This window comes from Streptomyces sp. CA-249302, assembly GCF_050936785.1.
Classification (GTDB): domain Bacteria; phylum Actinomycetota; class Actinomycetes; order Streptomycetales; family Streptomycetaceae; genus Streptomyces.
The window spans coordinates 3,003,065-3,024,320 of record NZ_JBNJMG010000001.1; the positions used below are offsets into that span (position 1 = coordinate 3,003,065).

22 protein-coding genes and 2 pseudogenes are annotated in these 21,256 nt (G+C 70.6%); 14 read left to right on the forward strand and 10 right to left on the reverse strand.

Annotation, left to right across the window (positions count from 1 at the left end):
* Positions 1–78: 78 nt before the first annotated feature.
* On the reverse strand, positions 79–546 hold the full coding sequence (locus ACQEWB_RS13590) for an RDD family protein (RefSeq protein ID WP_432830516.1): 468 nt from the start codon (positions 544–546) through the stop codon (positions 79–81).
* A 199-nt stretch (positions 547–745) separates the two neighbouring features.
* Between ACQEWB_RS13590 and glnA the strand changes: the two genes are divergently transcribed.
* From glnA to pspAB, 4 genes are all read left to right on the forward strand, one after another.
* The gene (gene glnA, locus ACQEWB_RS13595; RefSeq protein WP_432830518.1) at positions 746–2,155 is read left to right on the forward strand and encodes a type I glutamate--ammonia ligase; all 1,410 of its coding nucleotides are present in this window, start codon (positions 746–748) and stop codon (positions 2,153–2,155) included.
* Between the two features lie 126 nt (positions 2,156–2,281).
* Positions 2,282–2,539: a hypothetical protein gene (locus ACQEWB_RS13600; protein ID WP_432830520.1), complete on the forward strand. Its 258-nt coding sequence runs from the start codon at positions 2,282–2,284 to the stop codon at positions 2,537–2,539.
* A 112-nt stretch (positions 2,540–2,651) separates the two neighbouring features.
* Positions 2,652–3,578: a zinc metalloprotease HtpX gene (htpX, locus tag ACQEWB_RS13605; RefSeq protein WP_432830522.1), complete on the forward strand. Its 927-nt coding sequence runs from the start codon at positions 2,652–2,654 to the stop codon at positions 3,576–3,578.
* A gap of 3 nt (positions 3,579–3,581) precedes the next feature.
* The gene (pspAB, locus tag ACQEWB_RS13610; protein WP_432830524.1) at positions 3,582–4,166 is read left to right on the forward strand and encodes a PspA-associated protein PspAB; all 585 of its coding nucleotides are present in this window, start codon (positions 3,582–3,584) and stop codon (positions 4,164–4,166) included.
* Between the two features lie 20 nt (positions 4,167–4,186).
* Here the strand turns inward: pspAB and ACQEWB_RS13615 are convergent, their stop codons facing one another.
* From ACQEWB_RS13615 to ACQEWB_RS13645, 7 genes and pseudogenes are all read right to left on the reverse strand, one after another.
* On the reverse strand, positions 4,187–4,480 hold the full coding sequence (locus tag ACQEWB_RS13615) for a hypothetical protein (protein ID WP_432830526.1): 294 nt from the start codon (positions 4,478–4,480) through the stop codon (positions 4,187–4,189).
* A 262-nt stretch (positions 4,481–4,742) separates the two neighbouring features.
* On the reverse strand, positions 4,743–5,474 hold the full coding sequence (locus ACQEWB_RS13620) for an ANTAR domain-containing protein (protein ID WP_432830528.1): 732 nt from the start codon (positions 5,472–5,474) through the stop codon (positions 4,743–4,745).
* Between the two features lie 32 nt (positions 5,475–5,506).
* A complete protein-coding gene (locus tag ACQEWB_RS13625) occupies positions 5,507–6,370 on the reverse strand; it encodes an ANTAR domain-containing protein (protein WP_432830530.1) in 864 nt (287 codons plus the stop codon).
* A 24-nt stretch (positions 6,371–6,394) separates the two neighbouring features.
* The gene (locus tag ACQEWB_RS13630) at positions 6,395–7,873 is read right to left on the reverse strand and encodes a CheR family methyltransferase (RefSeq protein WP_432830532.1); all 1,479 of its coding nucleotides are present in this window, start codon (positions 7,871–7,873) and stop codon (positions 6,395–6,397) included.
* 13 nt (positions 7,874–7,886) lie between these two features.
* Positions 7,887–8,225 (reverse strand): annotated as a pseudogene (locus ACQEWB_RS13635) (CheR family methyltransferase); the annotation flags it as partial.
* Positions 8,206–8,844: a chemotaxis protein CheB gene (locus ACQEWB_RS13640; RefSeq protein ID WP_432830534.1), complete on the reverse strand. Its 639-nt coding sequence runs from the start codon at positions 8,842–8,844 to the stop codon at positions 8,206–8,208. The pseudogene ACQEWB_RS13635 and the gene ACQEWB_RS13640, both read right to left, overlap by 20 nt.
* 21 nt (positions 8,845–8,865) lie before the next feature.
* The gene (locus tag ACQEWB_RS13645; RefSeq protein WP_432830536.1) at positions 8,866–10,206 is read right to left on the reverse strand and encodes a DUF2252 domain-containing protein; all 1,341 of its coding nucleotides are present in this window, start codon (positions 10,204–10,206) and stop codon (positions 8,866–8,868) included.
* Positions 10,207–10,805: 599 nt separating this feature from the next.
* Here ACQEWB_RS13645 and ACQEWB_RS13650 point away from each other — a divergent pair.
* Positions 10,806–11,990 carry a winged helix DNA-binding domain-containing protein gene (locus ACQEWB_RS13650; protein ID WP_432830538.1) on the forward strand — a complete coding sequence of 395 codons (1,185 nt, stop codon included), beginning with the start codon at positions 10,806–10,808 and terminating at the stop codon, positions 11,988–11,990.
* Positions 11,991–12,112: 122 nt separating this feature from the next.
* Here the strand turns inward: ACQEWB_RS13650 and ACQEWB_RS13655 are convergent, their stop codons facing one another.
* Entirely contained in the window at positions 12,113–12,421 is a 309-nt protein-coding gene (locus tag ACQEWB_RS13655; RefSeq protein WP_432830540.1) for a hypothetical protein, read from the reverse strand.
* 186 nt (positions 12,422–12,607) lie between these two features.
* Here ACQEWB_RS13655 and ACQEWB_RS13660 point away from each other — a divergent pair, with 186 nt between their 5' ends.
* Both ACQEWB_RS13660 and ACQEWB_RS13665 read left to right on the forward strand, forming a co-directional pair.
* Complete coding sequence (locus ACQEWB_RS13660) at positions 12,608–12,967, forward strand: arsenate reductase family protein (protein WP_432830542.1); 360 nt, start codon at positions 12,608–12,610, stop codon at positions 12,965–12,967.
* A 143-nt stretch (positions 12,968–13,110) separates the two neighbouring features.
* A complete protein-coding gene (locus ACQEWB_RS13665; RefSeq protein ID WP_432830544.1) occupies positions 13,111–13,779 on the forward strand; it encodes a hypothetical protein in 669 nt (222 codons plus the stop codon).
* Positions 13,780–13,789: 10 nt separating this feature from the next.
* On the opposite strand, the gene ACQEWB_RS13670 is transcribed toward ACQEWB_RS13665, so the two are convergent.
* On the reverse strand, positions 13,790–14,650 hold the full coding sequence (locus ACQEWB_RS13670) for an alpha/beta fold hydrolase (RefSeq protein ID WP_432830546.1): 861 nt from the start codon (positions 14,648–14,650) through the stop codon (positions 13,790–13,792).
* A 41-nt stretch (positions 14,651–14,691) separates the two neighbouring features.
* On the opposite strand from ACQEWB_RS13670, the gene ACQEWB_RS13675 reads away from it, so the two are divergent.
* The 7 genes and pseudogenes from ACQEWB_RS13675 to ACQEWB_RS13705 all read left to right on the forward strand — a co-directional run bounded on the left by ACQEWB_RS13675 (position 14,692) and on the right by ACQEWB_RS13705 (position 21,132).
* Positions 14,692–15,171 (forward strand): MarR family winged helix-turn-helix transcriptional regulator, encoded by a 480-nt coding sequence (locus ACQEWB_RS13675; RefSeq protein WP_432830548.1) that lies wholly within the window; start codon positions 14,692–14,694, stop codon positions 15,169–15,171.
* Positions 15,172–15,364: 193 nt separating this feature from the next.
* The gene (glnII, locus tag ACQEWB_RS13680) at positions 15,365–16,396 is read left to right on the forward strand and encodes a glutamine synthetase (RefSeq protein WP_432830550.1); all 1,032 of its coding nucleotides are present in this window, start codon (positions 15,365–15,367) and stop codon (positions 16,394–16,396) included.
* 156 nt (positions 16,397–16,552) lie between these two features.
* Positions 16,553–17,039: pseudogene (locus tag ACQEWB_RS13685) on the forward strand (DUF6891 domain-containing protein); the annotation flags it as partial.
* Between the two features lie 292 nt (positions 17,040–17,331).
* Positions 17,332–17,928 (forward strand): winged helix-turn-helix domain-containing protein, encoded by a 597-nt coding sequence (locus tag ACQEWB_RS13690; RefSeq protein WP_432830552.1) that lies wholly within the window; start codon positions 17,332–17,334, stop codon positions 17,926–17,928.
* Between the two features lie 125 nt (positions 17,929–18,053).
* Positions 18,054–19,049, forward strand: a complete 996-nt coding sequence (locus tag ACQEWB_RS13695) for an NAD-dependent epimerase/dehydratase family protein (RefSeq protein ID WP_432830554.1) — start codon at positions 18,054–18,056, stop codon at positions 19,047–19,049.
* 173 nt (positions 19,050–19,222) lie between these two features.
* Positions 19,223–20,494 carry a sensor histidine kinase gene (locus ACQEWB_RS13700; protein WP_432830556.1) on the forward strand — a complete coding sequence of 424 codons (1,272 nt, stop codon included), beginning with the start codon at positions 19,223–19,225 and terminating at the stop codon, positions 20,492–20,494.
* Positions 20,479–21,132, forward strand: coding sequence for a LuxR C-terminal-related transcriptional regulator (locus ACQEWB_RS13705; RefSeq protein WP_432830558.1), 654 nt, complete (start codon positions 20,479–20,481; stop codon positions 21,130–21,132). The genes ACQEWB_RS13700 and ACQEWB_RS13705 overlap by 16 nt, the downstream gene beginning before the upstream one ends.
* The last annotated feature ends 124 nt before the right edge of the window (positions 21,133–21,256 follow it).

Here is a 21,256-nt window from a genome sequence, read left to right on the forward strand (position 1 = left end):
ACGAAATCCCGCTGAATCCTCGTACGAAATAAGGGGCGCCCGGTGATCCGGGCGCCCCTTCGTCCTGTGTACGGGGGTTCAGCCGCGGAGTTCGACCGTGCGGGCCAGCTGGTCGTGCAGGCCGCGGCCGTCGCGGTCCCAGACGAGGGCGGGGATGGCGATGCACAGCAGGGCCGTGCGCAGCAGGGCACGCAGGGGGCTCGGGCGGCCGGTGGCCAGGGCGACCACGCGCAGGCCGAAGAGGCGCTTGCCCGGGGTGAAGCCGATCGTGCCGACGGTCAGGACGCCGAGCACGAAGAAGAGGAGCAGGGCCCAGTTGCCGGTCGCCTGGTCGTAGCCGTGCGTGATGAGGCCGTATGCGATCAAGAGGCACAGGCCCCAGTCGACGGCCAGGGCCGCGAACCGTCGGCCCGGGCGGGCGATCGAGCCGGGTCCCTCCTCCGGCAGCCCCAGCCGCTCCCCGCGGTATCCGAAGTCGACACCGGCTTCTTCCGCGGCCGCGCGCGGGCCCGAGAGCCACGACCCAACTGCTTCCCTCTTGTCCACCCGTCCACCGTACTGCCACCGTTTCGGGATACGGACAGGTGGGGTCAACCGGGCCGGGTCCGGTTAACTTGTGCGAAACAAATGGGTCACGCCCGAGAAATCACGCGTCCCTAGGGTCGAGGTCAGCGTGTGCCACCGCACTGGCCGCACAACGAACTACCACCCCGGCACGGGAACGGTCGGGAGTAGGAGGAGCTGGATGTTCCAGAACGCCGACGAGGCCAAGAAGTTCATCGCGGACGAGGACGTCAAGTTCGTCGACGTCCGTTTCTGCGACCTGCCGGGCGTCATGCAGCACTTCACGCTGCCCGTCGAGGCGTTCGACCCGGACGAGGAGCTGGCGTTCGACGGCTCGTCGATCCGCGGTTTCCAGGCCATCCACGAGTCCGACATGGCGCTGCGCGCGGACCTGTCGACCGCCCGGGTCGACTCCTTCCGCCGCGACAAGACGCTGAACATCAACTTCTTCATCCACGACCCGATCACCGGCGAGCAGTACAGCCGTGACCCGCGGAACGTGGCGAAGAAGGCCGAGGCCTACCTCGCCTCCACCGGTATCGCCGACACCGCGTACTTCGGCCCCGAGGCCGAGTTCTACGTGTTCGACAGCGTGCGGTTCGCCACCTCGTCGAACGAGTCCTTCTACCACATCGACTCCGAGGCCGGCGCCTGGAACACCGGTGCGGTGGAGAACAACCGCGGCTACAAGGTCCGCTACAAGGGCGGCTACTTCCCGACCCCGCCGGTCGACCACTTCGCCGACCTGCGTGCGGAGATCTCCCTGGAGCTGGCCAAGTCCGGCCTCCAGGTCGAGCGCCAGCACCACGAGGTGGGCACCGCCGGCCAGGCCGAGATCAACTACAAGTTCAACACGCTGCTCGCCGCGGCCGACGACCTCCAGCTCTTCAAGTACATCGTGAAGAACGTGGCCTGGCGCAACGGCAAGACCGCGACCTTCATGCCGAAGCCGATCTTCGGTGACAACGGCTCGGGCATGCACGTCCACCAGTCCCTGTGGGCCGGCGGCTCCCCGCTCTTCTACGACGAGGCCGGTTACGCGGGCCTGTCGGACACCGCCCGCTACTACATCGGCGGCATCCTCAAGCACGCCCCGTCGCTGCTCGCCTTCACCAACCCGACGGTGAACTCGTACCACCGTCTGGTGCCGGGCTTCGAGGCGCCGATCAACCTGGTGTACTCGCAGCGCAACCGCTCCGCGGCCATGCGTATCCCGATCACGGGCTCCAACCCGAAGGCCAAGCGCGTCGAGTTCCGCGCGCCCGACTCCTCCGGCAACCCGTACCTCGCCTTCTCCGCCCTGCTCCTCGCGGGTCTGGACGGCATCAAGAACAAGATCGAGCCGGCCGAGCCGATCGACAAGGACCTCTACGAGCTGGCTCCCGAGGAGCACGCGGGCGTCGCCCAGGTCCCGACCTCGCTCCCGGCCGTCCTCGACTCCCTGGAGCGCGACCACGAGTTCCTGCTCGCCGGTGACGTCTTCACGGCCGACCTGATCGAGACGTGGATCGACTTCAAGCGCACGAACGAGATCGCCCCGCTGCAGCTGCGTCCGCACCCGCACGAGTTCGAGCTCTACTTCGACGTGTGATCGACCTGTAGTTCACGGTCTGTCGACGGCGCCCCCGTTCCGGTTTCCCGGGCCGGGGGTGCCGTCGTATGGTTTCTGGCACTGCTGTTCGACAGGGACCGCACGGGGTGACGGGGAGACACGGGGATGTCCCAACAGGACGATGACGAGCGGGAGTTCGACATCAAGTGGGCCGACGGGGCCGAGCACCAGGAGCCGTCGGCGCGGGCGCGGATGCTGGCCGCCCGGTGGAAGCGGAACCCGCCTGAGCCACAGCCGTTCCGGGCCGATCCGGAGCCGGTGCGGGCGGGGCGGTCGTCGTGGGTGTCCACGGCGATCGTGCTGGGGAGCGTCGCGGCGATCATCCTGCTGCTCGGGTACAGCAATTTCAGGGCTCCCTACTAGGGACCTCACTAGGACCTTTTGCTGCTACTAGGGCCGATCGGGACCACTTCATGGGGGTGGCCTGGTGCACACTGGACAGCGGGACGAGTGCCTGACTGCGGGGTGATGGCAGATGCAGAGCCGCTTCCGGAGCGACCGGCGGTTGACCGTGCGGATGACGGTCACGATGTTCCTGCTCGGGTTGCTTTACGTGGCCTTCGTGGCCGCGCTGATCGTGTTGCTGAAGTCCTGGCTGCTGGTCGTCGTACTGATGGCGGCGATGTTCGTCGCGCAGTTCTGGTTCTCCGACCGGATCGCGATGTTCGCCATGCGCGGGCGGGTCGTGGAGCGCGAGGAGTATCCCGAGCTGCATGCGGTGGTGGACCGGCTGTGTGCCATCGCCGACATGCCGAAGCCGGTGGTCGCCGTGTCCGAGATGGACATGCCGAACGCGTTCGCCACCGGGCGGAACGCGGATCACGCGGTGGTGTGCGTGACCACGGGGCTGCTGCGCCGGCTGGAGCCGGCCGAGCTGGAGGGCGTGCTCGCGCACGAGCTGTCGCACGTGGCGCACAAGGACGTCGCCGTGATCACCATCGCCTCGTTCCTCGGGGTGATCGCGGGCCTGATCGTGCGGTTCGCCTTCTACTCGCAGCTCTTCGGCGGGGGCCGGCGGGACCAGAACACCGCGGTGGTCTTCGCCGCCGTGATGGGCGTGTCCGCGGCCGTCTACGCCATCAGCTTCCTGCTGATCAGGGCCCTGTCCCGGTACCGGGAGCTGGCCGCCGACCGGGCCGCCGCGCTGCTCACCGGGCGCCCCTCGGCGCTCGCCTCCGCGCTGACCAAGGTCTCCGGCGACATCGCCCGGATCCCGACCAAGGACCTGCGTACCGCGCAGGCCTTCAACGCGTTCTACTTCACGCCGGCCACCGGCAAGGAGCCCGGCGTCGAGCGGTACTTCTCGACCCACCCGACTCTCGAACAGCGCCTCGACCAACTGGGCCGGATCTCCGCCGAGTTGGGTGAGGCGGCAACCCCGGAAAACCCCGGAAAGGCGTGATGCATGGGGCTCTTGGACATCCTGCTCGGCCGTACCAAGCCGGCGCTGCCCGATCTGGACCAGCTCTTCGGACTGCCGTCGGCGGCCGTGACCCTGGAGGCCGCGGCCGGTTTCACACCGACCGGCACGGGGGCGGTGTGCTTCGCCACGGTCGAGGGCGCCGCCTTCGAGCAGACGCACCGGGAGGTCCAGGCCCTGCTGGACGCGGACGCCGACCGGGACGGCCCCCCGGTCGAGCTCAGCCAGGACACCTTCGGGTACTCCTGGCTGGTCTCCCGCCGCTCCCCCGAGCAGCTGTCCGACCTGGTCAACGACCTGCACGCGGTGAACAGTTCGATGGAGGTCAATGGTTTTGGACCTCAGCTGCTGTGCTCGCTGGCCGGGTTCGAGGGCGAGGGCGGGCGGCGGCTCGCGCTGGTCTATCTCTACAAACGCGGCACGTTCTATCCGTTCGCGCCGCTGCCCGGTGAGGGACAGCGGCGCGACAACGCGCTGGAACTACAGGTGAAGGCGGCTCTCGCCGGCGACCTGAAGCTGGAGCAGGACCTCAGCCGGTGGTTCCCGGTATGGGGCGCCCCCGGCCTGTAGGCCTGCTTGTCCTGTTTGTCCTACTTGCTCTTCTCGCGCTCCTGGCGGCGGGTCTCCAGGGGGCGCTCGCGGCGGTACCGGCGCTCCCACTTCGCCTGCTGGTCACGGCGCTTGCGGTAGGCCTGGTACGACGCGGGCATGGACCCCGACGAGGACGACGAGGATCCCCCGGAAGACGAGGACCGCGAGGCGGAGCCGTCCCGCCCGTACTGCAGGTACAGGAAGAGGACGCCGGCCGCGGCCAGCCACCAGACGTGGTTTCCGAATCCTAGGAGGGCCAGGACGACGGTCCCGGATATCAAGATGGTGCCCATGACGGGCCTCCGTGGGCGTGGGTGTGTACGAGCGGTGGTTTTCGAGCATCCCGACGGGGCGCTGGGGGATGAGCGTCCGCCCGTCGGTGCGTAGAGAGTAGCCCCGAGTCCGGCAGGCGATGCCTGTCCTGCCGTAACCGGTGGTGGGCGGCTCCGCAACGTGTGTCCAGAGTACGGACGCGATCACTCGGTGTGCATCTCCTTTTTCGCCGCCCTGGAGTCGAACGGCGCGACGACGGGAGAGGCCTCCGGCGCGGACCCGCTACTTCACCCGCAGTTCCAGCCGCCGCTCCACCACCTCGCGGGCCACCTCCGTCAGTCGGCGGCGCTGGGAGCGGGCGTGGGAGCGCAGCAGGTGGAAGGCCTCGTCGACCGAGATGGAGTGCCGGGCCGCGAGCGAGCCCTTGGCCTGTTCGATGACGATACGGCTGGTCAGGGCCTGGCCCAGCTGGTCGGCGAGGGCGCGGCTCTCCCGTAGCAGCCGGTCCTGGGCCAGGTTCCAGCCGGCCGCGTCGGTGAGGGACTGGCCCAGCTCCAGCAGCTCGGCGGGCAGTGGTGCGGTGCCCCGGCCCAGCAGCACCAGGGCGCCCACGGTGTCCTGGTCGGCGTGCAGCGGCAGGGCGGCGGCCCGGCCGTAGCCGAGGGCCAGTGCCCGCGGGGTGTAGCGCGGCCAGTCCCGCCGGGCCCGCTCGCCGTCGAGGGGAGTGTCGGGTACGGCCCGGCCGCTGCGGCGAGCCTCCGGTCCGGGTCCCTCGTCCCAGGCGAGGGCGTCGTGGGCCAGGCCCATCAGCTCCTCGCCGGTGCCGGCCACCTGGGCCGGGGTGCGCTCGTCCGGGGCGTACAGGACGATGACCGCGCAGCCGTCGAGCAGCTCGGAGCCCTGGTTCGCGAGGGCCTGGAGGAGCCCGGTCGGGTCGTCGGCGTCCGTGACCGCGCTCGCGGCAAGGTCGACGAACGCCTTCGCCAGCCGCCGCTGTGACACGGGCTTGGTCATGAGCTCCCCTTCACCTCTGTCTCCACCGACGCTCAGCCGAGGCTCAGCCGACCCCGCACGATGCGGTCCGCAACAGACTGTGCGGAGATGCCCTCGGCGAAGGCGTGCGCCTTGATCATTTCCAGTGCGTCGGTCACCGAACAGTCGAGCTGTACGGAGACCATGCCGGCCGCCTGATGCACGAGTGCCCGCAGGTCGAGGTCGTCGTACAGGCCGGAGTCACCGTCCGCGCCCAGGATCATGGAGCGGGTGATGGCCTCGGCGATCTCGGCGAAGGCGGGCGAGTCGGCGATGCCGGGAGCGGGGTCGAAGACCGCGAGGGCCCCGACGCAGGTCCCCGAGAGACTGAGCGGTACGGCGGCCACCGCTCCGATGCCGAGTTCGCCCACCGCTGGACCGTATCCGGGCCAGCGGTCGCGCAGCCCGGGACCGGCCGCCGACACCGGCAGGATCAGGTGGGTCGCATCCCTGGCCGGGCCCTCACTGAGCAGGAACTCCAGTTCCTGGGCGGCCCGGGCCGGTTCGTCCGAGGCGGCCAGCGCGAGTTGGTCGAGGGTCCCCCCGACCAGGGTCAGGGCCGCGCTGTCGGTGCCGCAGGCCTCCGCGACGCCGGTCATGAACAGGGGGCGCGGGGCACCGCGATTCCCCGACCAGGTGGTGAGCCGGGCCGCGTAGGTCTGCTGGAGCCGGGCCGCGGTCAGGTGGCAGGACGCCGTCGAGCGGTGGACGGAGGCGATCCGCAGGTGCATATCCTGGACCACCTCGGCGGCCGTCTCCCCGGCGAGCTTCTCGTGGTGCTCGGCACACGTGATCTCGCATGCCGCGCGGGCACGCGCCACAGCGGCATTCCGCCCCGCGGATGCCGTGGCCTCCTCGGCCCCATTCCCGGCGGGCATACCGGAAGCGTACGCCCCGCCCGGTTACTCGGAACCGTTTGTCCGGCCTTCTTCCATGAGCAGGACGACCCCGCCGTTGTGCCCGTCGAAAGGGCTGCACTGCACCAGGCAGGTGATCGACCTGCCCAGGCGGTTGACGGCCGACACGGGCAGCGGGTCGGCCCGCCTGCCGGTCTCGACGCAGCGCTGGATGGTCTCGCGCAGCTTCTCGGCGGGCAGCCCGAAGTCGAGGCCGTAGAAGGGCTGGTCGAGGACCTCGTCGGGGCGCAGGCCCCACAGGTCGACGGCGCCTCGGTTCCAGCTCTTGACCTTCAGGCCCTGGTCGAGGACCACGACTCCGGCGGCGATGGAGGTCAGTACGGCCTCCAGGAAGGTGCGGGCCTCGTCGAGTTCCTCGGTGCGGACCCGCATCTCCTCGTTCATGGTCTCCAGGTCCTCGTTGCCGGACTGGAGTTCCTCGTTGGTCGTCTCCAGCTCCTCGTTGGTGGACTGGAGTTCCTCGTTCGTCGTCTCCAACTCCTCGTTCGTGGACTGGAATTCCTCGTACGCGGTCTCCAGGTCCTCGCGGACGCGCTCGACCTCCGACTTGAGCTGGGTGGCGACGGTGACGTCGGTGAGGGTGATGTTGGTGGCGACCGCGAAACCGTCGGTGCCGTAGAGCGGCTGGATGAGGATGTCGAAGAACTGGACGTCCTCGCCTACCCGGCGCTCGACGCCGTTGACCCGCAGGGTGCGCCGTTCGTGGTTGGCCTGCTCGATCAGGGAACGCAGTTCGACCGGCCGGTAGGAGATCTCCAGGTCCTGGAAGGGGCGCCCGATGTCGTTCGCGCCAAGGCCGAACTGCACGCGCGCGTGGCTGTTGACGAGGATGACCGTGCCGTCGGAGTCGACGGCCAGGGCCGCGCCGGGCGTCGCGTCGAGGATGAGATCGCGCAGCTGCCGGTGCCGGGCCACGGTCTGCAGTTCGGAGGCCATGCCCACCCTGGTCTTCACGAGTGAGGGCTGGTACGGCGAAGCGGCCTCGCCCGGTCGCCGCCGGAAGATCCGCTGCCGCATGCTCAGGACCTCGAACCGGTCGGCGTCGTTGAGCAGCATCTCGGCCTTGCCGAGGAACAGGAATCCGCCCTCGCGCAACGCGAAGTGGAACCGGTCGATGATGTGGGTCTGCGCCTCGACGTTGAAGTACATCAGCGTGTTGCGGCAGGTCAGCAGGTCGAGACGGGAGATGGGGGCGTCGCGGGTGATGTCGTGGCGGCCGAAGATGACCCGGCGGCGCAGGTCGGAGCGGAAGCCGAAGCGGGAGCCGTTCTGCTCGAAGTACCTGTCGCGCAGCTCGGGGGCGAGCGGCGCGAGGGTCTTGGCCGGGTACAGGCCGGTGCGGGCGTCGCGCAGCGCCTCGTCGTCGACGTCCGTGCCGTAGATCTTGACCCGCCCGCTCCAGGGTCTCGTCCAGGCCGAGCGACTCGGCGAACATGATCGCGAGCGAGTAGGCCTCCTCGCCACTGGAACAGCCCGCGCTCCACACCCTGATCTCCTCGTCGGCACCGCTCTGCGCGAGGAGCTCGGGCAGCACCTCGCGCTGGAGGAAGGTCCAGGCCTCCATGTCACGGAAGAAGGACGTGACGTTGATCAGGATGGTGTTGAACAGGGCGTCGAACTCTTCCGCGTTCGTCTCCAGGCGGTCGCGGTAGTCGGCGTATGAGGTCACCTGCGCGTCCGCCATGCGCTTGCGGATGCGCCGACCGAGCGAGGATCTCTTGTACCCGGTGAAGTCGAAGCCACGAGCGTCCCTGAGGAAACCGAGGAGTTCCTCGAGCTCCTCATCCGTCTCCACGTCAGGCTGCCGGTCCGCCATTGCTGCCGCCGCTTCCCTGCCACTGCCTCTTGGTCTCGGCCGACCCGCTGATCACAGCGGCGATCTCCTCCAGAGGTGGCACGAAGTCCACTGTGCCCGTACCCAGAGCTGCCTCCGGCATGCCTCTGAATTCGGCGGTCGCCGGATCTTGGACGATGACGGTGCCGCCGCGCGACTTCACCGCGTCCACGCCCATCGCGCCGTCCCGCCCGGTCCCGGTGAGGACGCAGGCGATGGCACGCGCCCCGTACGCCCCCGCGACCGATTCGAAGAGCAGGTCGGCGGAGGGCCGGACGAAGTGGACCAGTTCGCTGTAGGTGAGCGTGAGCAGGCCGTCGGGGCCGACGAGCAGGTGCCGGTCGGGGGGTGCGATGTAGACCGTGCCGGGTTCGGTCCGCTCGTGGTCCTCGGCGAGCTTCACGTCCAGTGCGGTACGGCGGTCCAGGACCTCGGCGATGACGGTGCGGTGGCGGGGGTCGAGGTGCTGCACGACCAGCACCGGTACCGGGAGGTCGGCGTCCAGGGCGCCGAGCAGGGTCGCGAGGCCGTGGACACCGCCGGCCGAGGAGGCCACGGCGACGACCTCGAAGACGTCGGGCACGGGCGCGGCCGGCTGCACTCGATCAGCGTAGGCCCGGCGTCACGCTTCCGGTGCCGCGCGCACCACACCCGCGGCGACCGCGGCGCCCAGGACGGCGTGGTCGGCGGCCGTCTGGCCGGCGTAGGCGAGGGCGAAGTCGGCGACCGCCTGCTCGAAGGTGTCGGCGCCGCCCAGGTACGCGGCGATGGCGACCCGGTCCCCGGAGCGGGCGTGCGCGCGGGCCAGAGCGGTGCCGCACAGGCGGGCGTAACCGAGCAGGTCGGCCGGGCTCATCCCGGCCACGTCGGCGGAGCCCTTCATGTCCCGCAGCTGCCGCCAGTAGAAGGCCCGCCCCTGGGGTCCCGTCATCCACCCGAGGAAGATGTCGCCGGCCGCCTGCAGCAGCCGCTGCCCCGCCACCACGCGATGCCCGGGATGGACGTACGGCCCGCTCGGCAGATGCTCCTCCAGTACGGACTTCCGCGCCTCCTTGATCTGCAGGAACAGCGGATCGTCCGCGTCCCTGCCGGCCAGCAGCACGACGAAGCACCGCATGCCGACGCTGCCCACGCCGACGACCTTGCGGGCGGCGTCGACGAAGCGGTAGCGGTCCAGGAGCAGGCGGCGCTCCTCGGAGAGGGTGGAGCGGTAGTCGCTGAAGATCTTGCGCAGGGAGGCCATGTCGGAGGCGCCGGCCGGTTCGAGGAGCGGCGGGTCCTGGACGATCCGGCGCCGCCCGTCGACGACCTCGGTGAGCTTCCCGACGGCCTGAAGGCTGGTGCGGCGCCGGGCCCTGGTCAGGCTGGCGGCGACCTGGCGTCGGCGGCGCGCGGAGCGGGCGAGGGGCAGCAGGCTGTCGGCGTCGATGCGCTCGTACCAGACGGCGAGTTCGCCGTGCCGGGCGAGCCGCCGCATGTTGTGCCGGTAGGCGGCGCCGGCCTCGACGACCGCGCGCCGCACTTTCCCGTCCTCGTGCCCGTTCTCCCGCCCGGCGACGGCGACCGACGCGGCGAGCCGTTTCACGTCCCATTCGAAGGGGCCGGGGAAGGTCTCGTCGAAGTCGTTCAGGTCGAACAGCAGGGTGCGCTCCGGGGAGGCGTACAGCCCGAAGTTCAGCAGATGGGCGTCGCCGCACAGCTGCACGGTGAGGCCGGTGTGCGGCTGGGAGGCGAGGTCGCCGGCCATCACGGCGGCGGACCCGCGCAGGAAGGCGAACGGCGACGCGGCCATCCGCCCGTACCGGATCGGCAGCAGCTCGGGCAGCCGGTCCCGCCCCTGCCGCTCCAGCACGCCGACGGGATCGGGCCGGTCGACGGGCGCGATCCACGCGGCGTGGCCGGAACGGGCGACGCGCTTGCGGGCGGCCCTGCCGCGCTCGGCCCGGTCGGCCGGCACGGTCATGCCGCCCACCGCCACACCCGACACCTGCCCATCACGCCTCCACCTCGGTCGCGCCGCACGGTTCCGCCGCCCTTGTTCCCGCCCTTTGAACGAAGTGAAGGCGGGGACGGGGGCGGGCGCATGCCGGGGGCGGCGATCAGGTGACGGGAAGTGACGTCGCGGTGAACGGAGAGTGAAGTCGGCGGGGCTGCGAGTCCGGAGGGGCGCGGTCGGATCGGGTGGCGGGCCGGGGTGGCTGGTTGCCGGGGGCTGCCGTGAGCGGCGCGAGGGGGGAGGAGGGGGGAGATGGCCGGACGGTGTCAGCCAGGGTGCCCTTCGATGGGCCCCTTGCAAGAGGGCCACCCTGAGCGGCGCGCGGGAGGGGCGGGGTCGGGGGCCGTCGGCCGGGGTGCCCTTCGGCGGGCCCATTGTTCGGGGATCGCCGGAGCGACGGACGGGAGGGACTTGGTCGGGTGGCGTCGGCCGGGACGCCCTTCCCCGTGTGTCCTTCCCGGCGTGCCCTTCCCGGCGTGTCCTTCCCGGCGTGTCCTTCGGTGGGCTCGTTGTCAGTGGCGTCCGCGAGGATGGGAGTACGGGTGGTGTGACGGGTGGAGGTCGGGATGGGTGGCGGGGTGCGGTATGTCGGGGTGGCTGAGCGGCGGGGGCGGCTGGCCTTGCGGCAGCGGCTGGCCCCAGGGGCGCGGGCGGGGAGTCCGGAGGAGGTCGCCCGGTCGCTCGTCGCGCTGCACGGAAGCGATCCGGCGACGGTGCACCTGGCCGTGGGGGCCCGGCTGACGGACGCGGCGCGGACGGTGCCGGAGACCGAGCGGGCCCTGTACGAGGACCGTTCCCTGGTCCGGATGCACGGCATGCGGCACACCGTGTTCGTGTTCCCGACGGACCTCACCGCCGTCGTCCACGCCTCGACCGGCCTGACGGTCGCGGCCCGCGAACGGGCCTCGCTGGTCAAGGACATGGCGAAGGCCGGCGCCCCGGACGCGGCCTGGCTGAAGGAGGTCGAGGAGTCGGCACTGGCCGCGCTGGCGCTGCGCGGCCAGGCGACGGCAGCCGAACTCGCCGCGGACGAGCCGCGGTTGCGGGAGCAGTTCGTGTACGCGGCCGGCAAGAACTACGAGGGCGTCCACACCGTCTCGACCCGCCTGCTCAGGGTGCTGGGCGTCGAGGGCAAGGTGGTCCGGGGCCGCCCGCTCGGCTCCTGGACGTCCAGCCAGTTCCGCTGGGCGGTGGCGCCACCGCACCCCGAACTCGACGTCGCGGAGGCGCAGTCGGCCCTGCTCGGCCGCTGGCTGGCGGTCTGCGGCCCGGCCACGGAGGCGGACCTGAAGTGGTGGACGGGCTGGAAGGTGACGGACGTACGGCGCGCGCTGGCGGCGATCGGGGCGCAGGCGGTGGCGCTGGACGAGGGCACGGGGTACGTCGTCGACGGAGACGCCGGTCCGGTGGCCGGGCCCGCGGAGCCGTGGGCGGCGCTGCTGCCCGGGCTGGACCCGACGGCGATGGGCTGGCAGGGGCGGGACTGGTATCTGGCGCCGGAACTGCGGCCGCCGCTCTTCGACTACAGCGGCAATGTGGGGCCGACGGTGTGGTGGGACGGCCGGGTGGTGGGCGGCTGGGCGCAGCGTCCCGACGGTGAGATCGCGTGGCGGCTGCTGGACGAGAAGGGTGTGGGCCGGGCGGAGAAGGCGGCGATCGCGGCGGAGGCGGAGCGCTTGCAGGGGTGGGTGGGGGCGAGCCGGGTGACACCGAGATTCCGGACGCCGGTGGAGAAGGAGTTGGCGGTCTAGCAATCTCTGGGGGAGTTTGAGGACGAGACTCCTTCAGGGCCGAAGCGGGGGTCTGGGGGCGCAGCTCCCAGAACCGCAGACGCCGGGCACCCCGAGAGCAGGGGGCACCCGGCACCATCGGCCTACCGTGTGTAACGCATCAGCGCCCGCACCATGTGACACGTCGTGTCCGACGGCGGATGGACTCCGATGAGCTGCGCCGTACTCCGTATCGTCTCGTTGCGGGCCTGGTTCGGCAGATAGACGCCCGAATCGAGCAGGGCGATGGCGAGTCGCATCGCCTTGAGGCGACGGTTGTGCGAGATGTACCAGTCGCGCGGCCGCCCCGGCGGCAGCGGACGCTTCTCCACGGGGTCGTACGGCAGGTCGAGCAGCACCGGGTGCTGCAGGGTGGACTGGGTCGGCTTCGGCTTCAGTGCGGCAGCGGGCACAGGCATCCTCCTGTCGCGGTAAGGGCATCCACCAGGGCCTTCCCCGACCCTGGCACCACCCTCGAACACTGCTTCTATTCTAGCGCCCGCCACTGACAAAAGCCCCTGGCACAAGGGCTTTCGGGGCCGCTGTGACACACGCGCAGGACGGGTTTCGGCGCCCCTTTTCCGGCGTAACGTGGCCGCATGGAGATCTGGATCAACCCGGCCTGTTCCAAGTGCCGCAGCGCGATCAGCCTGCTCGACGCCGAGGGGGCCGACTACACCGTCCGCCGCTACCTGGAGGACGTACCGAGCGAGGACGAGATCAGGGACGTACTCGACCGTCTCGGTCTCGAACCGTGGGACATCACCCGCACCCAGGAGGCCGACGCCAAGGAGCTCGGGCTCAAGGAGTGGGCGCGGGACGAGTCGGCACGTGAGCGGTGGATCGCCGCACTCTCACAGCATCCCAAGCTGATCCAGCGTCCGATCATCACCGCGGAGGACGGCACGGCGGTGGTCGGCCGTACGGAAGAGGCCGTACGGGACGCGCTGTCGCGGTAGTCGGCGGTCCGCAGCGGCCTGTGAGCCGGCTTCAACTTTGCTGTGACGTACGTTACTTCAGTGACTCCTGTAACCACTGAGTAACTTCGTTCGGTATCTCGTACATAGCGGCGTACGCTCCCCGACCTCTTCAGGAGGCGCGCATGTCGCGTAGGAGAACTCTCGGTACGAAGAAGAAGATCGCGCTGCTGGTGAGCGCGGCGGCGGTGGCGGGCGGTGGTGCCTTCGTCATGGCGAGCACCTCGAACGCCGCGCAGAGTCCACGGACTCTGTCGGCCGCGGACTCCACGGTCTGCCAGGGGCTGGCCACGGCCCTCGGCAACAACCAGAAGTTCATCGACGGGCAACGGGCCAATCCCGACGCCCAGTCCGCGGCCCGTATCGCCAACCGCGAGGCGGTCATCGCACAGATCAAGGTCCAGCAGAAGGCGTCGGGTTGTGCGGTTGGGGAGTCGGCTCAGGGCTCCCAGGCCACGCAGCCCGCGCAGCCGGCGCAGCCTTCGCAGACGGCCTCGGCGCCCGCGGGAAACGCGGGCGGGAACGCCGGCGGTGCCGCGGCCTCCGGGCAGCAGGTGTGCAACGGCTCCACCGTCACGCTCTCCGGCGAGGGCGGGGCGCCTGCCGCCTCCAGCAACCAGTTCCCGGCGGGGACCACGCTGAAGGTGACCAACCTGGACAACAACAAGTCCATCACGGTGAAGGTCACTTCGGTCTCCGGCAGCTGCGCGCTGCTCAACAACGCCGCCTTCGAGCAGGTCCGCGAGCCCGGCAAGTTCCTCATCCGGCGCGCTCTGATCCAGAAGGTGGGGTGAGGCTCAAGGGTTAAGGGTTCAGGAACTCCGCGAGGTGGCGCCCGAGTTCGGCGGGTGCGGACTGTGGCAGCGCGTGATGGGACACGTTGGGGACCACGATCGTCTCGGCACGCGGCAGCAGTTTCCTCGCCCTCTGGGCCACCTCGTACGTGTCATGGGTCCTGCTGCTCTCGGCCAGGAGCAGCAGGACCGGCATGTCCAGGCCGCGCAGGGCGTCCGGCGCCGGGCGCGGGCCGGTCACCGGCTTCGCGACGGAGGGGAAGCCGGCGGCCGCCTCCTGGAGACGCAGCCAATCGGGGTCGAGCGCCGCTCCCCCGGTCTCCCACTCCAGGAAGGCACGGGCCCTGCGAGGTGAGGGCCGGAGCAGCACCGGCAGGGCGTGCAGCAGGTACGCCGGCCGGAATCCGGCGAAGCACATGGCGGGGTCCAGGAGGAAGAGACGGCGGATGCGCGCGGGTGCGTGCAGCGCGTAGTGGAGCGCGATCCAGCCGCCGTACGAGTGCCCGCCCAGGTCCGCCCCCTCGACACCGAGGCCGTCCAGAACCATGTCCAGCCAGGCCGTCAGGTCGGCGACCGTACGGGGGTGACGGTCGGCGGCCTCGGTACCGCGGCCCGCGCAGGCGGGGAGGTCGACGGCGAGGACCCGGTGGGTACGGGCGAGGTCGGCGGCCTGGGCGTACCAGGTGGCGGACGTGGCGCCACCGCCGCCGGGCAGCAGGACGACCGGGGGCCCGTCGGACGGGCCGCACGCATTGACGTACGTCGTCCCGAAGGGCGTCGGGACGGTCACCGCCTCCCGCTCGGCCGGCCACTTGGCCATGACCTTGTCGTACGCCACCAGGAAGCCGTCCCTGTCGAACACGGCGCTCATCGGCCCCGCCTCCCCTATTATCTCGTTGAGCGAGATACTCGATGAACGAGATAATAGGACGGAGGCCGGTCGTGGGGAACCAGGAACCCGGGATGGAGGTCGTCCATCTGCTGCGCGCGGTGACCGTCGAACTCGGCCTGCACAGCGCCCGGTTCGCGAACGACAACGGCATGCACCCGACGGACGTACGCGCTCTGATCGCTCTCATGGACGCCTCGCGCGCGGAGGCGGAGATGACGGCGGGGCGGCTCGGGGCGGCGCTCGGGCTGAACTCGGCGGGGACGACCGCGTTGGTGGACCGGCTGGAGCGGGCGGGGCATGTGCGGCGGGCGCGGAGTGAGGCGGACCGGCGGAGGGTCGTGATCGAGGTGACCGACGGGGCGGTCCGGCTCGGGTGGGCGCATTTCGGGCCGCTGATCGGGCGGGTGGTGGAGCTTCTGCATGTGTACGACGAGCGGGAGACGGCCGCGATCAGGGGGTTCCTGGAGGGGGTGCGGGAGGCGGCACGGGAGCGGGACTGACCGTCGGCAGCCTCACCGCGGGTCCTCACACCGTGAATCTCGCCACACAAACGCCAGGTAACACGGGGTTCACATTTGAGCAATCGACGGGAAATCGCCTGTTGACAGGCTCGCGCACATCCACCGCGGCGCCCCAGTGCCGCTGCGCCGCAGCACCCGCAAGTGCGTAGACACACCCCGAAGGAAGTGGCCCGTGACCTTCAAGGCTGAGTACATCTGGATCGACGGCACCCAGCCGACGGCGAAGCTCCGTTCCAAGACGAAGATCATCGCTGGCGAGCCGGCCGGTCTCGACGCGCTGCCGATCTGGGGCTTCGACGGGTCCTCCACGAACCAGGCCGAGGGCCACTCCTCGGACCGTGTCCTCAAGCCGGTCTTCACCTGCCCGGACCCGATCCGCGGCGGCGACGACATCCTCGTGATGTGCGAGGTCCTCAACATCGACATGACGCCGCACGAGTCCAACACCCGTGCCGCGCTGGTCGAGGTCGCCGAGAAGTTCGGCTCCCAGGAGCCCATCTTCGGCATCGAGCAGGAGTACACGTTCTTCCAGGACGGCTACCCGCTCGGCTTCCCCAAGGGCGGCTTCCCGGCCCCGCAGGGCGGCTACTACTGCGGTGTCGGCGCGGACGAGATCTTCGGCCGTGAGGTCGTCGAGGCGCACCTGGACAACTGCCTCGCCGCCGGCCTCGCGATCTCCGGCATCAACGCCGAGGTCATGCCCGGCCAGTGGGAGTTCCAGGTCGGCCCGGTCTCCCCGCTGGAGGTCTCCGACCACCTGTGGGTGGCCCGCTGGCTGCTCTACCGCACCGCCGAGGACTTCGGCGTCTCCGCCACCCTGGACCCGAAGCCGGTCAAGGGCGACTGGAACGGCGCGGGCGCGCACACCAACTTCTCCACCAAGGCGATGCGCGAGACGTACGAGGCGATCATCACCGCCGCCGAGTCGCTGGGCGAGGGCTCCAAGCCGCTCGACCACGTCAAGAACTACGGCGCCGGCATCGACGACCGCCTGACCGGTCTGCACGAGACCGCCCCGTGGAACGAGTACTCCTACGGCGTCTCCAACCGCGGTGCCTCGGTGCGTATCCCGTGGCAGGTCGAGAAGGACGGCAAGGGTTACATCGAGGACCGCCGCCCGAACGCCAACGTCGACCCGTACGTGGTCACGCGGCTGATCGTCGACACCTGCTGCTCCGCGCTGGAGAAGGCCGGCCAGGTCTGATCCGACCCGGTTCTCCACAGGGCTTCGAGGGGCGTTCACCGTTTCGCGGTGGGCGCCCCTTCCGCGTGCCGGCGATCGCGCTGCGCCGATCGCGTTGTCAGTCGTGCGTGTCATGGTGATCTGCTCGTCCTTCAGCGGATACCGGACCTCCCGCAGGAGCCGGTCGGCCTCGGGCCCACCGAGGAGGTGCCCGAACTGCCGGACGCGGTGCGCGAGCGGCTGGAGCCGTGGGTGCGGGTCTGGGTGCGCCGCGGGTACGGCACCCGTGAGGAACTCGCCGAGGCCGCCGAGGACCACCTCGTGGACGGCGACAACCGGCCCATGTTGCGCGCGCAGGCCAGGAAGCTGGTCGACCGGCTGTGGCTGATGGGGGTCCCCCCGCTCGAGCGCGATAGGCGCCGAGCGCGCGGGCGCCCAGGGCTTCGTCTTCTTCCATCAGCAGGGCACCGAGGGCGCGGCCGAGGGACACGGACTCTCCCTGTACTACGGCGGGTTCGACGGCTCAGTGGAGACCACCGCCGCCGTCGGCCGGGAGGTGGTCGCCGCTCTGGGCGTGGCCGGGCTGTCCGCAGTGTGGGACGGTAATCCGGACAAGGCGATCGAGGTCACGCCCCTGACCTGGCGCAAACGCCTGGTGGGGTGACGGGTGCAACGTCCGCTTCACGCCAGGGAAGCGTCCAAGCAGTGAGAGGAGACTCCTCGTCGTGGACCGCGTCTGCTTCAATGGGCGTATGGCCAGCATCCAGAAGAACACCGCGACGGGTCGCCATGACCTCGAGCCCTTCTGGCCTTCCCGTCAGCACCACGACTTCGACCGGGTGTGTTGCCGCGCGATGAACGCGCCGGCCCTCTAAAGCCGTACACCCCGGCCTTCGGCCAGCGCGGAACGACGTACGTCCCCCGTCGAACCTCTCGCGCGAAAGAGCTGACCTCTCATGGCGATCATCCGTTCTCTGTCCACCGCCGCGCTCGACACCCCCTCCCCCGCTCCCAACGGTGCAAGGCACCGCCTGCGGGCCGTGGACCGGGACGAGGTGATCGACGTATCGGAGTTCCTGCCCCCGGGCGCCACCTGGCTGCCCGCGCCGCAGCACACGCTCCCCACGCTGCCGGGGCAGCCCCCGATGGTCGGATACCTCGTCCTCATCCCGGCCGACCTCCCGCACCCCGGCCGGACCGGCCAGACCGGCCTCGCCGAACGCCCCGTCCTCGCCGACCTCGCCGGCTCCGCGGAGGGCGCCACCCCGCTCGTCCGGATCGACCCGGTGCAGCGCACCGCCGAGGTGGACGGGCGCGAACTCGACCTCACCTACCTGGAGTTCGAGCTGCTCGCCCACCTCGTCGCCCATCCGAACCGGGTGCACACCCGCGACCAGCTGGTGACCACGGTGTGGGGGTACGGGCACGTCGGCGACGGCCGCACCGTCGACGTCCACATCGCCCGGCTGCGCCGCAAGCTGGGCGCCGAGCACCGCGGGGCGATCCAGACGGTGCGGCGGGTCGGCTACAAGTACACGCCGCCGGCCCGCTGAGCCGCCGCACGCCCGTGATCCGCTGAGCTGCCGTCCGCCGTCCGCCGTCCGCCGTCTGCCGGTGGTCCTCTGCTGACGGCAGAGCGCGGTTCCGTGGCCGCCCGGCAGCGGGCAGAGTCTCGGGCATGAGACTTCTGGTGCTGGGTGGTACGGAGTTCGCGGGGCGGGCCGTCGTCGAGGCGGCGCTGGGGCGCGGCTGGGACGTGACCGTCTTCAACAGGGGGCGGCAGGTACCGACAGCCGGGGTGCGGTCGCTGGTCGGCGACCGCACCGCGCCCGGCGGGCTCGACGCGCTCGCCGACGGGGAGTGGGACGCCGTCGTGGACACCTGGCGGCTGGCGCCCACCGCGGTCCGGGACGCCGCGCGGCTGCTGCGGGGTCGCGCCGCGCGGTACGTGTACGTGTCCAGCTGCTCGGTGTACACGTGGGCGCCGCCCGCCGGGTACACCGAGGACGCGGACGTCGTCGAGGGTGCGGCGGCGGACGCGGAGCAGACCGACTACGCCCGCGACAAGCGGGGCGGGGAGCTGGCCGCGCTGGACGCGTTCGGTGCGGACCGCACGGTACTGGTTCGGGCCGGGTTGATCCTCGGGCCGCACGAGAACGTCGGGCGGTTGCCGTGGTGGTTGGGACGGATCGCGCGAGGCGGGCGCGTGCTGGCGCCGGGGCCGCGGGAGTTGCCCTTGCAGTACATCGATGTGCGGGACCTTGCGGAGTGGATTGTGGGGGCGGTCGAGCTGGAGTTGAGCGGGCCGTTCAATCTGATGAGCGCGCAGGGGCACACCACCATGGGGGAGTTTCTCGATGCGTGTGTCACGGTCACCGGGTCTGACGCGGAGCTTCGGTGGACCGACCCCCAGGTGATCCTCGACGCCGGGATCGAGCCGTGGACGCAGTTGCCGGTGTGGGTGCCGCCGGGGACCGACATGCACGATGCGTTGCATGCGGCGGATGTGTCTCGAGCTCTTGGGACGGGGCTCGTCTGTCGGCCGGTTGAGGAGACGGTGGCCGACACGTGGGATTGGCTGCGGGACGTCGGGGGTGTGGCGCCGTTGCGTTCCGCGGTGGCCGTCAAGGGGCTGGATCCGGACGTGGAGGAGAAGGTGTTGGGAGGGTCGTGATCAGAGTGCGGGCCGGTGGGGGCTTGTCGCGCCCACGCGGCGGTAGCCGCAAATTCGACACAGCCCCGCGCCCCTGAAGGGGCGCTACAGGTCCCGGGGTGTACTCAGCACCACCCCCCGAGCGGGGTGCCTGGCCCAGTGACCGGCCTTCCCCGCTCCGCGAGACTGACGGCATGAACACCAACACGAAGAGCGGCTCTCTGCTGACGAGGGCCCGGGCCCTCGCACTTGCCGCCGGGCGGGGGTTCGTGCTGGCGCTGGTGACGCTTCCCGGAGCTGTCCTGTGCTTCACGTCGACCCTCGTGTCCATCTCCCTGATTCCGATCGGCGTCGGGCTGCTCACCACGCCATGGGTGCTGGGCAGGCTGCGGGCGTTCGCGGACTGGCGGCGGGTGGTCGCGGCGGAGTGGGGCGGGGTGCGGATCCCGTCGGCGTACCGGCCGATACCCGAGGACGCCAAGCCCTGGACGAAGACGTACGAGATGCTGCGCGACCCGGCGGTCTGGCGTGATCTGCGGTGGTTGCAGGTCGACATGAGCGCGGGGTACGTCACCGCGCTGCTGCCGGCGGTGCTGCTCTTCTATCCGCTGGAGGGGTTCGCGGTCGCCGCCGGGCTGTGGCGGCCGCTCTCCCAGTGGGGCGGGTACTGGTACGGCTTCGTGCACGTCACCGACCAGGCCTCCGCGCTCGGCGCCGGCGTCCTGGCCGCCGCCCTCCTCGCCCTCGCATTCCCGCTCGCCCCGTGGCTGCTGAACGCCCACTTCCGGCTCACCCGGGCCGTACTGGGCGCCAGCCAGGGCGAGTTGGCCGAGCGGGTCCGGGTGCTGACCGAGACCCGGCGGGACGCCGTGGACACCTCCGCGGCCGAACTGCGCCGTATCGAAAGGGACTTGCACGACGGGGCGCAGGCCCGGCTGGTCGCGATGGGCATGGACCTCGGCACCATCGAGATGCTGATGGACAAGGACCCGGCGAAGGCCAAGGAACTCATCTCGCAGGCCCGCAAGTCCTCCGTCGACGCGCTCGCGGAGCTGCGCGACCTGGTCCGCGGCATCCACCCGCCGGTGCTCGCCGAGCGCGGACTGGGCGACGCCGTAAGGGCGTTGGCGCTGAGGCTGCCCATCACCACCGAGGTGAACGTGGAGTTGAGCGGGCGGGCGGACGCGCCGGTCGAGTCGGCGGCCTACTTCGCGGTCAGCGAGGTGCTCACCAACGCGGTCAAGCACTCGGGCGCGGACCGGATCTGGGTCGACCTGCACCACGAGGACGAGCGGCTGCGGGTGACCGTCACCGACAACGGCAAGGGCGGCGCGGTGCCCGGGGCCGGCTCCGGGCTGGCCGGAGTCGAGCGGCGACTGGGTACATTCGACGGCGTCCTGGCCGTCAGCTCTCCCGCGGGCGGTCCCACCATGGTCACCATGGAGATCCCTTGCGCGTTGTCCTAGCCGAAGACCTCTTCCTGCTGCGCGACGGACTGGTCCGGCTCCTGGAGGCACACGACTTCGAGATCGCCGCCGCCGTCGAGTCCGGCCCCGAGCTCACCCGGGCGCTGGCCGACCTGGAGCCGGACGTCGCCGTGGTCGACGTAAGACTTCCTCCGACGCACACCGACGAGGGGCTCCAGTGCGCCTTGCAGGCCCGGCGGGACAGACCCGGGCTTCCGGTGCTGGTGCTCTCGCAGCACGTCGAGCAGCTGTACGCGCGTGAGCTGCTCGCCGACGGGAGCGGCGGGGTGGGGTATCTGCTGAAGGACCGGGTGTTCGACGCGGAGCAGTTCGTGGACGCCGTACGAAGGGTGGCGGGTGGTGGTACGGCGATGGATCCGCAGGTGATCCAGCAGTTGCTGTCGCGGCGGGCCGCCGGCGACCGGCCGCTGGCGCGGCTGACCCCACGGGAGCGTGAGGTGCTGGAGCTGATGGCGCAGGGGCGGTCCAACGCGGCGATCGCCGGGCAGCTGGTGGTGACAGAACGGGCCATCGCCAAGCACACCTCCAACATCTTCGCCAAACTGGACCTTGAGGTGTCGGACGATGACAATCGCCGCGTTCTGGCCGTCCTCGCCTATCTGGACCAGGGCCGGTAAGCGGTTGCTGATTTTGCGTAACCTCCGCTGTTCAGGCGGCTGTTGGGGACCGGCGGCCGATTAATCCTCTGATTTGTTTGTGGGGCTGCTGAACACCCCTGGGACCCCCTGCGTATCCATGGGA

Excerpts from the sequence above, each read along its gene's own strand:
- glnA (WP_432830518.1), top strand. The coding sequence starts at position 746 with ATGTTCCAGAACGCCGACGAGGCCAAGAAGTTCATCGCGGACGAGGAC.
- ACQEWB_RS13600 (WP_432830520.1), top strand. The coding sequence starts at position 2,282 with ATGTCCCAACAGGACGATGACGAGCGGGAGTTCGACATCAAGTGGGCC.
- htpX (WP_432830522.1), top strand. The coding sequence starts at position 2,652 with ATGCAGAGCCGCTTCCGGAGCGACCGGCGGTTGACCGTGCGGATGACG.
- pspAB (WP_432830524.1), top strand. The coding sequence starts at position 3,582 with ATGGGGCTCTTGGACATCCTGCTCGGCCGTACCAAGCCGGCGCTGCCC.
- ACQEWB_RS13615 (WP_432830526.1), bottom strand. The coding sequence starts at position 4,480 with ATGGGCACCATCTTGATATCCGGGACCGTCGTCCTGGCCCTCCTAGGA.
- ACQEWB_RS13620 (WP_432830528.1), bottom strand. The coding sequence starts at position 5,474 with ATGACCAAGCCCGTGTCACAGCGGCGGCTGGCGAAGGCGTTCGTCGAC.
- ACQEWB_RS13625 (WP_432830530.1), bottom strand. The coding sequence starts at position 6,370 with ATGCCCGCCGGGAATGGGGCCGAGGAGGCCACGGCATCCGCGGGGCGG.
- ACQEWB_RS13645 (WP_432830536.1), bottom strand. The coding sequence starts at position 10,206 with ATGACCGTGCCGGCCGACCGGGCCGAGCGCGGCAGGGCCGCCCGCAAG.
- ACQEWB_RS13650 (WP_432830538.1), top strand. The coding sequence starts at position 10,806 with ATGGGTGGCGGGGTGCGGTATGTCGGGGTGGCTGAGCGGCGGGGGCGG.
- ACQEWB_RS13660 (WP_432830542.1), top strand. The coding sequence starts at position 12,608 with ATGGAGATCTGGATCAACCCGGCCTGTTCCAAGTGCCGCAGCGCGATC.
- ACQEWB_RS13665 (WP_432830544.1), top strand. The coding sequence starts at position 13,111 with ATGTCGCGTAGGAGAACTCTCGGTACGAAGAAGAAGATCGCGCTGCTG.
- ACQEWB_RS13670 (WP_432830546.1), bottom strand. The coding sequence starts at position 14,650 with ATGAGCGCCGTGTTCGACAGGGACGGCTTCCTGGTGGCGTACGACAAG.
- ACQEWB_RS13675 (WP_432830548.1), top strand. The coding sequence starts at position 14,692 with ATGAACGAGATAATAGGACGGAGGCCGGTCGTGGGGAACCAGGAACCC.
- ACQEWB_RS13690 (WP_432830552.1), top strand. The coding sequence starts at position 17,332 with ATGGCGATCATCCGTTCTCTGTCCACCGCCGCGCTCGACACCCCCTCC.
- ACQEWB_RS13695 (WP_432830554.1), top strand. The coding sequence starts at position 18,054 with ATGAGACTTCTGGTGCTGGGTGGTACGGAGTTCGCGGGGCGGGCCGTC.
- ACQEWB_RS13700 (WP_432830556.1), top strand. The coding sequence starts at position 19,223 with ATGAACACCAACACGAAGAGCGGCTCTCTGCTGACGAGGGCCCGGGCC.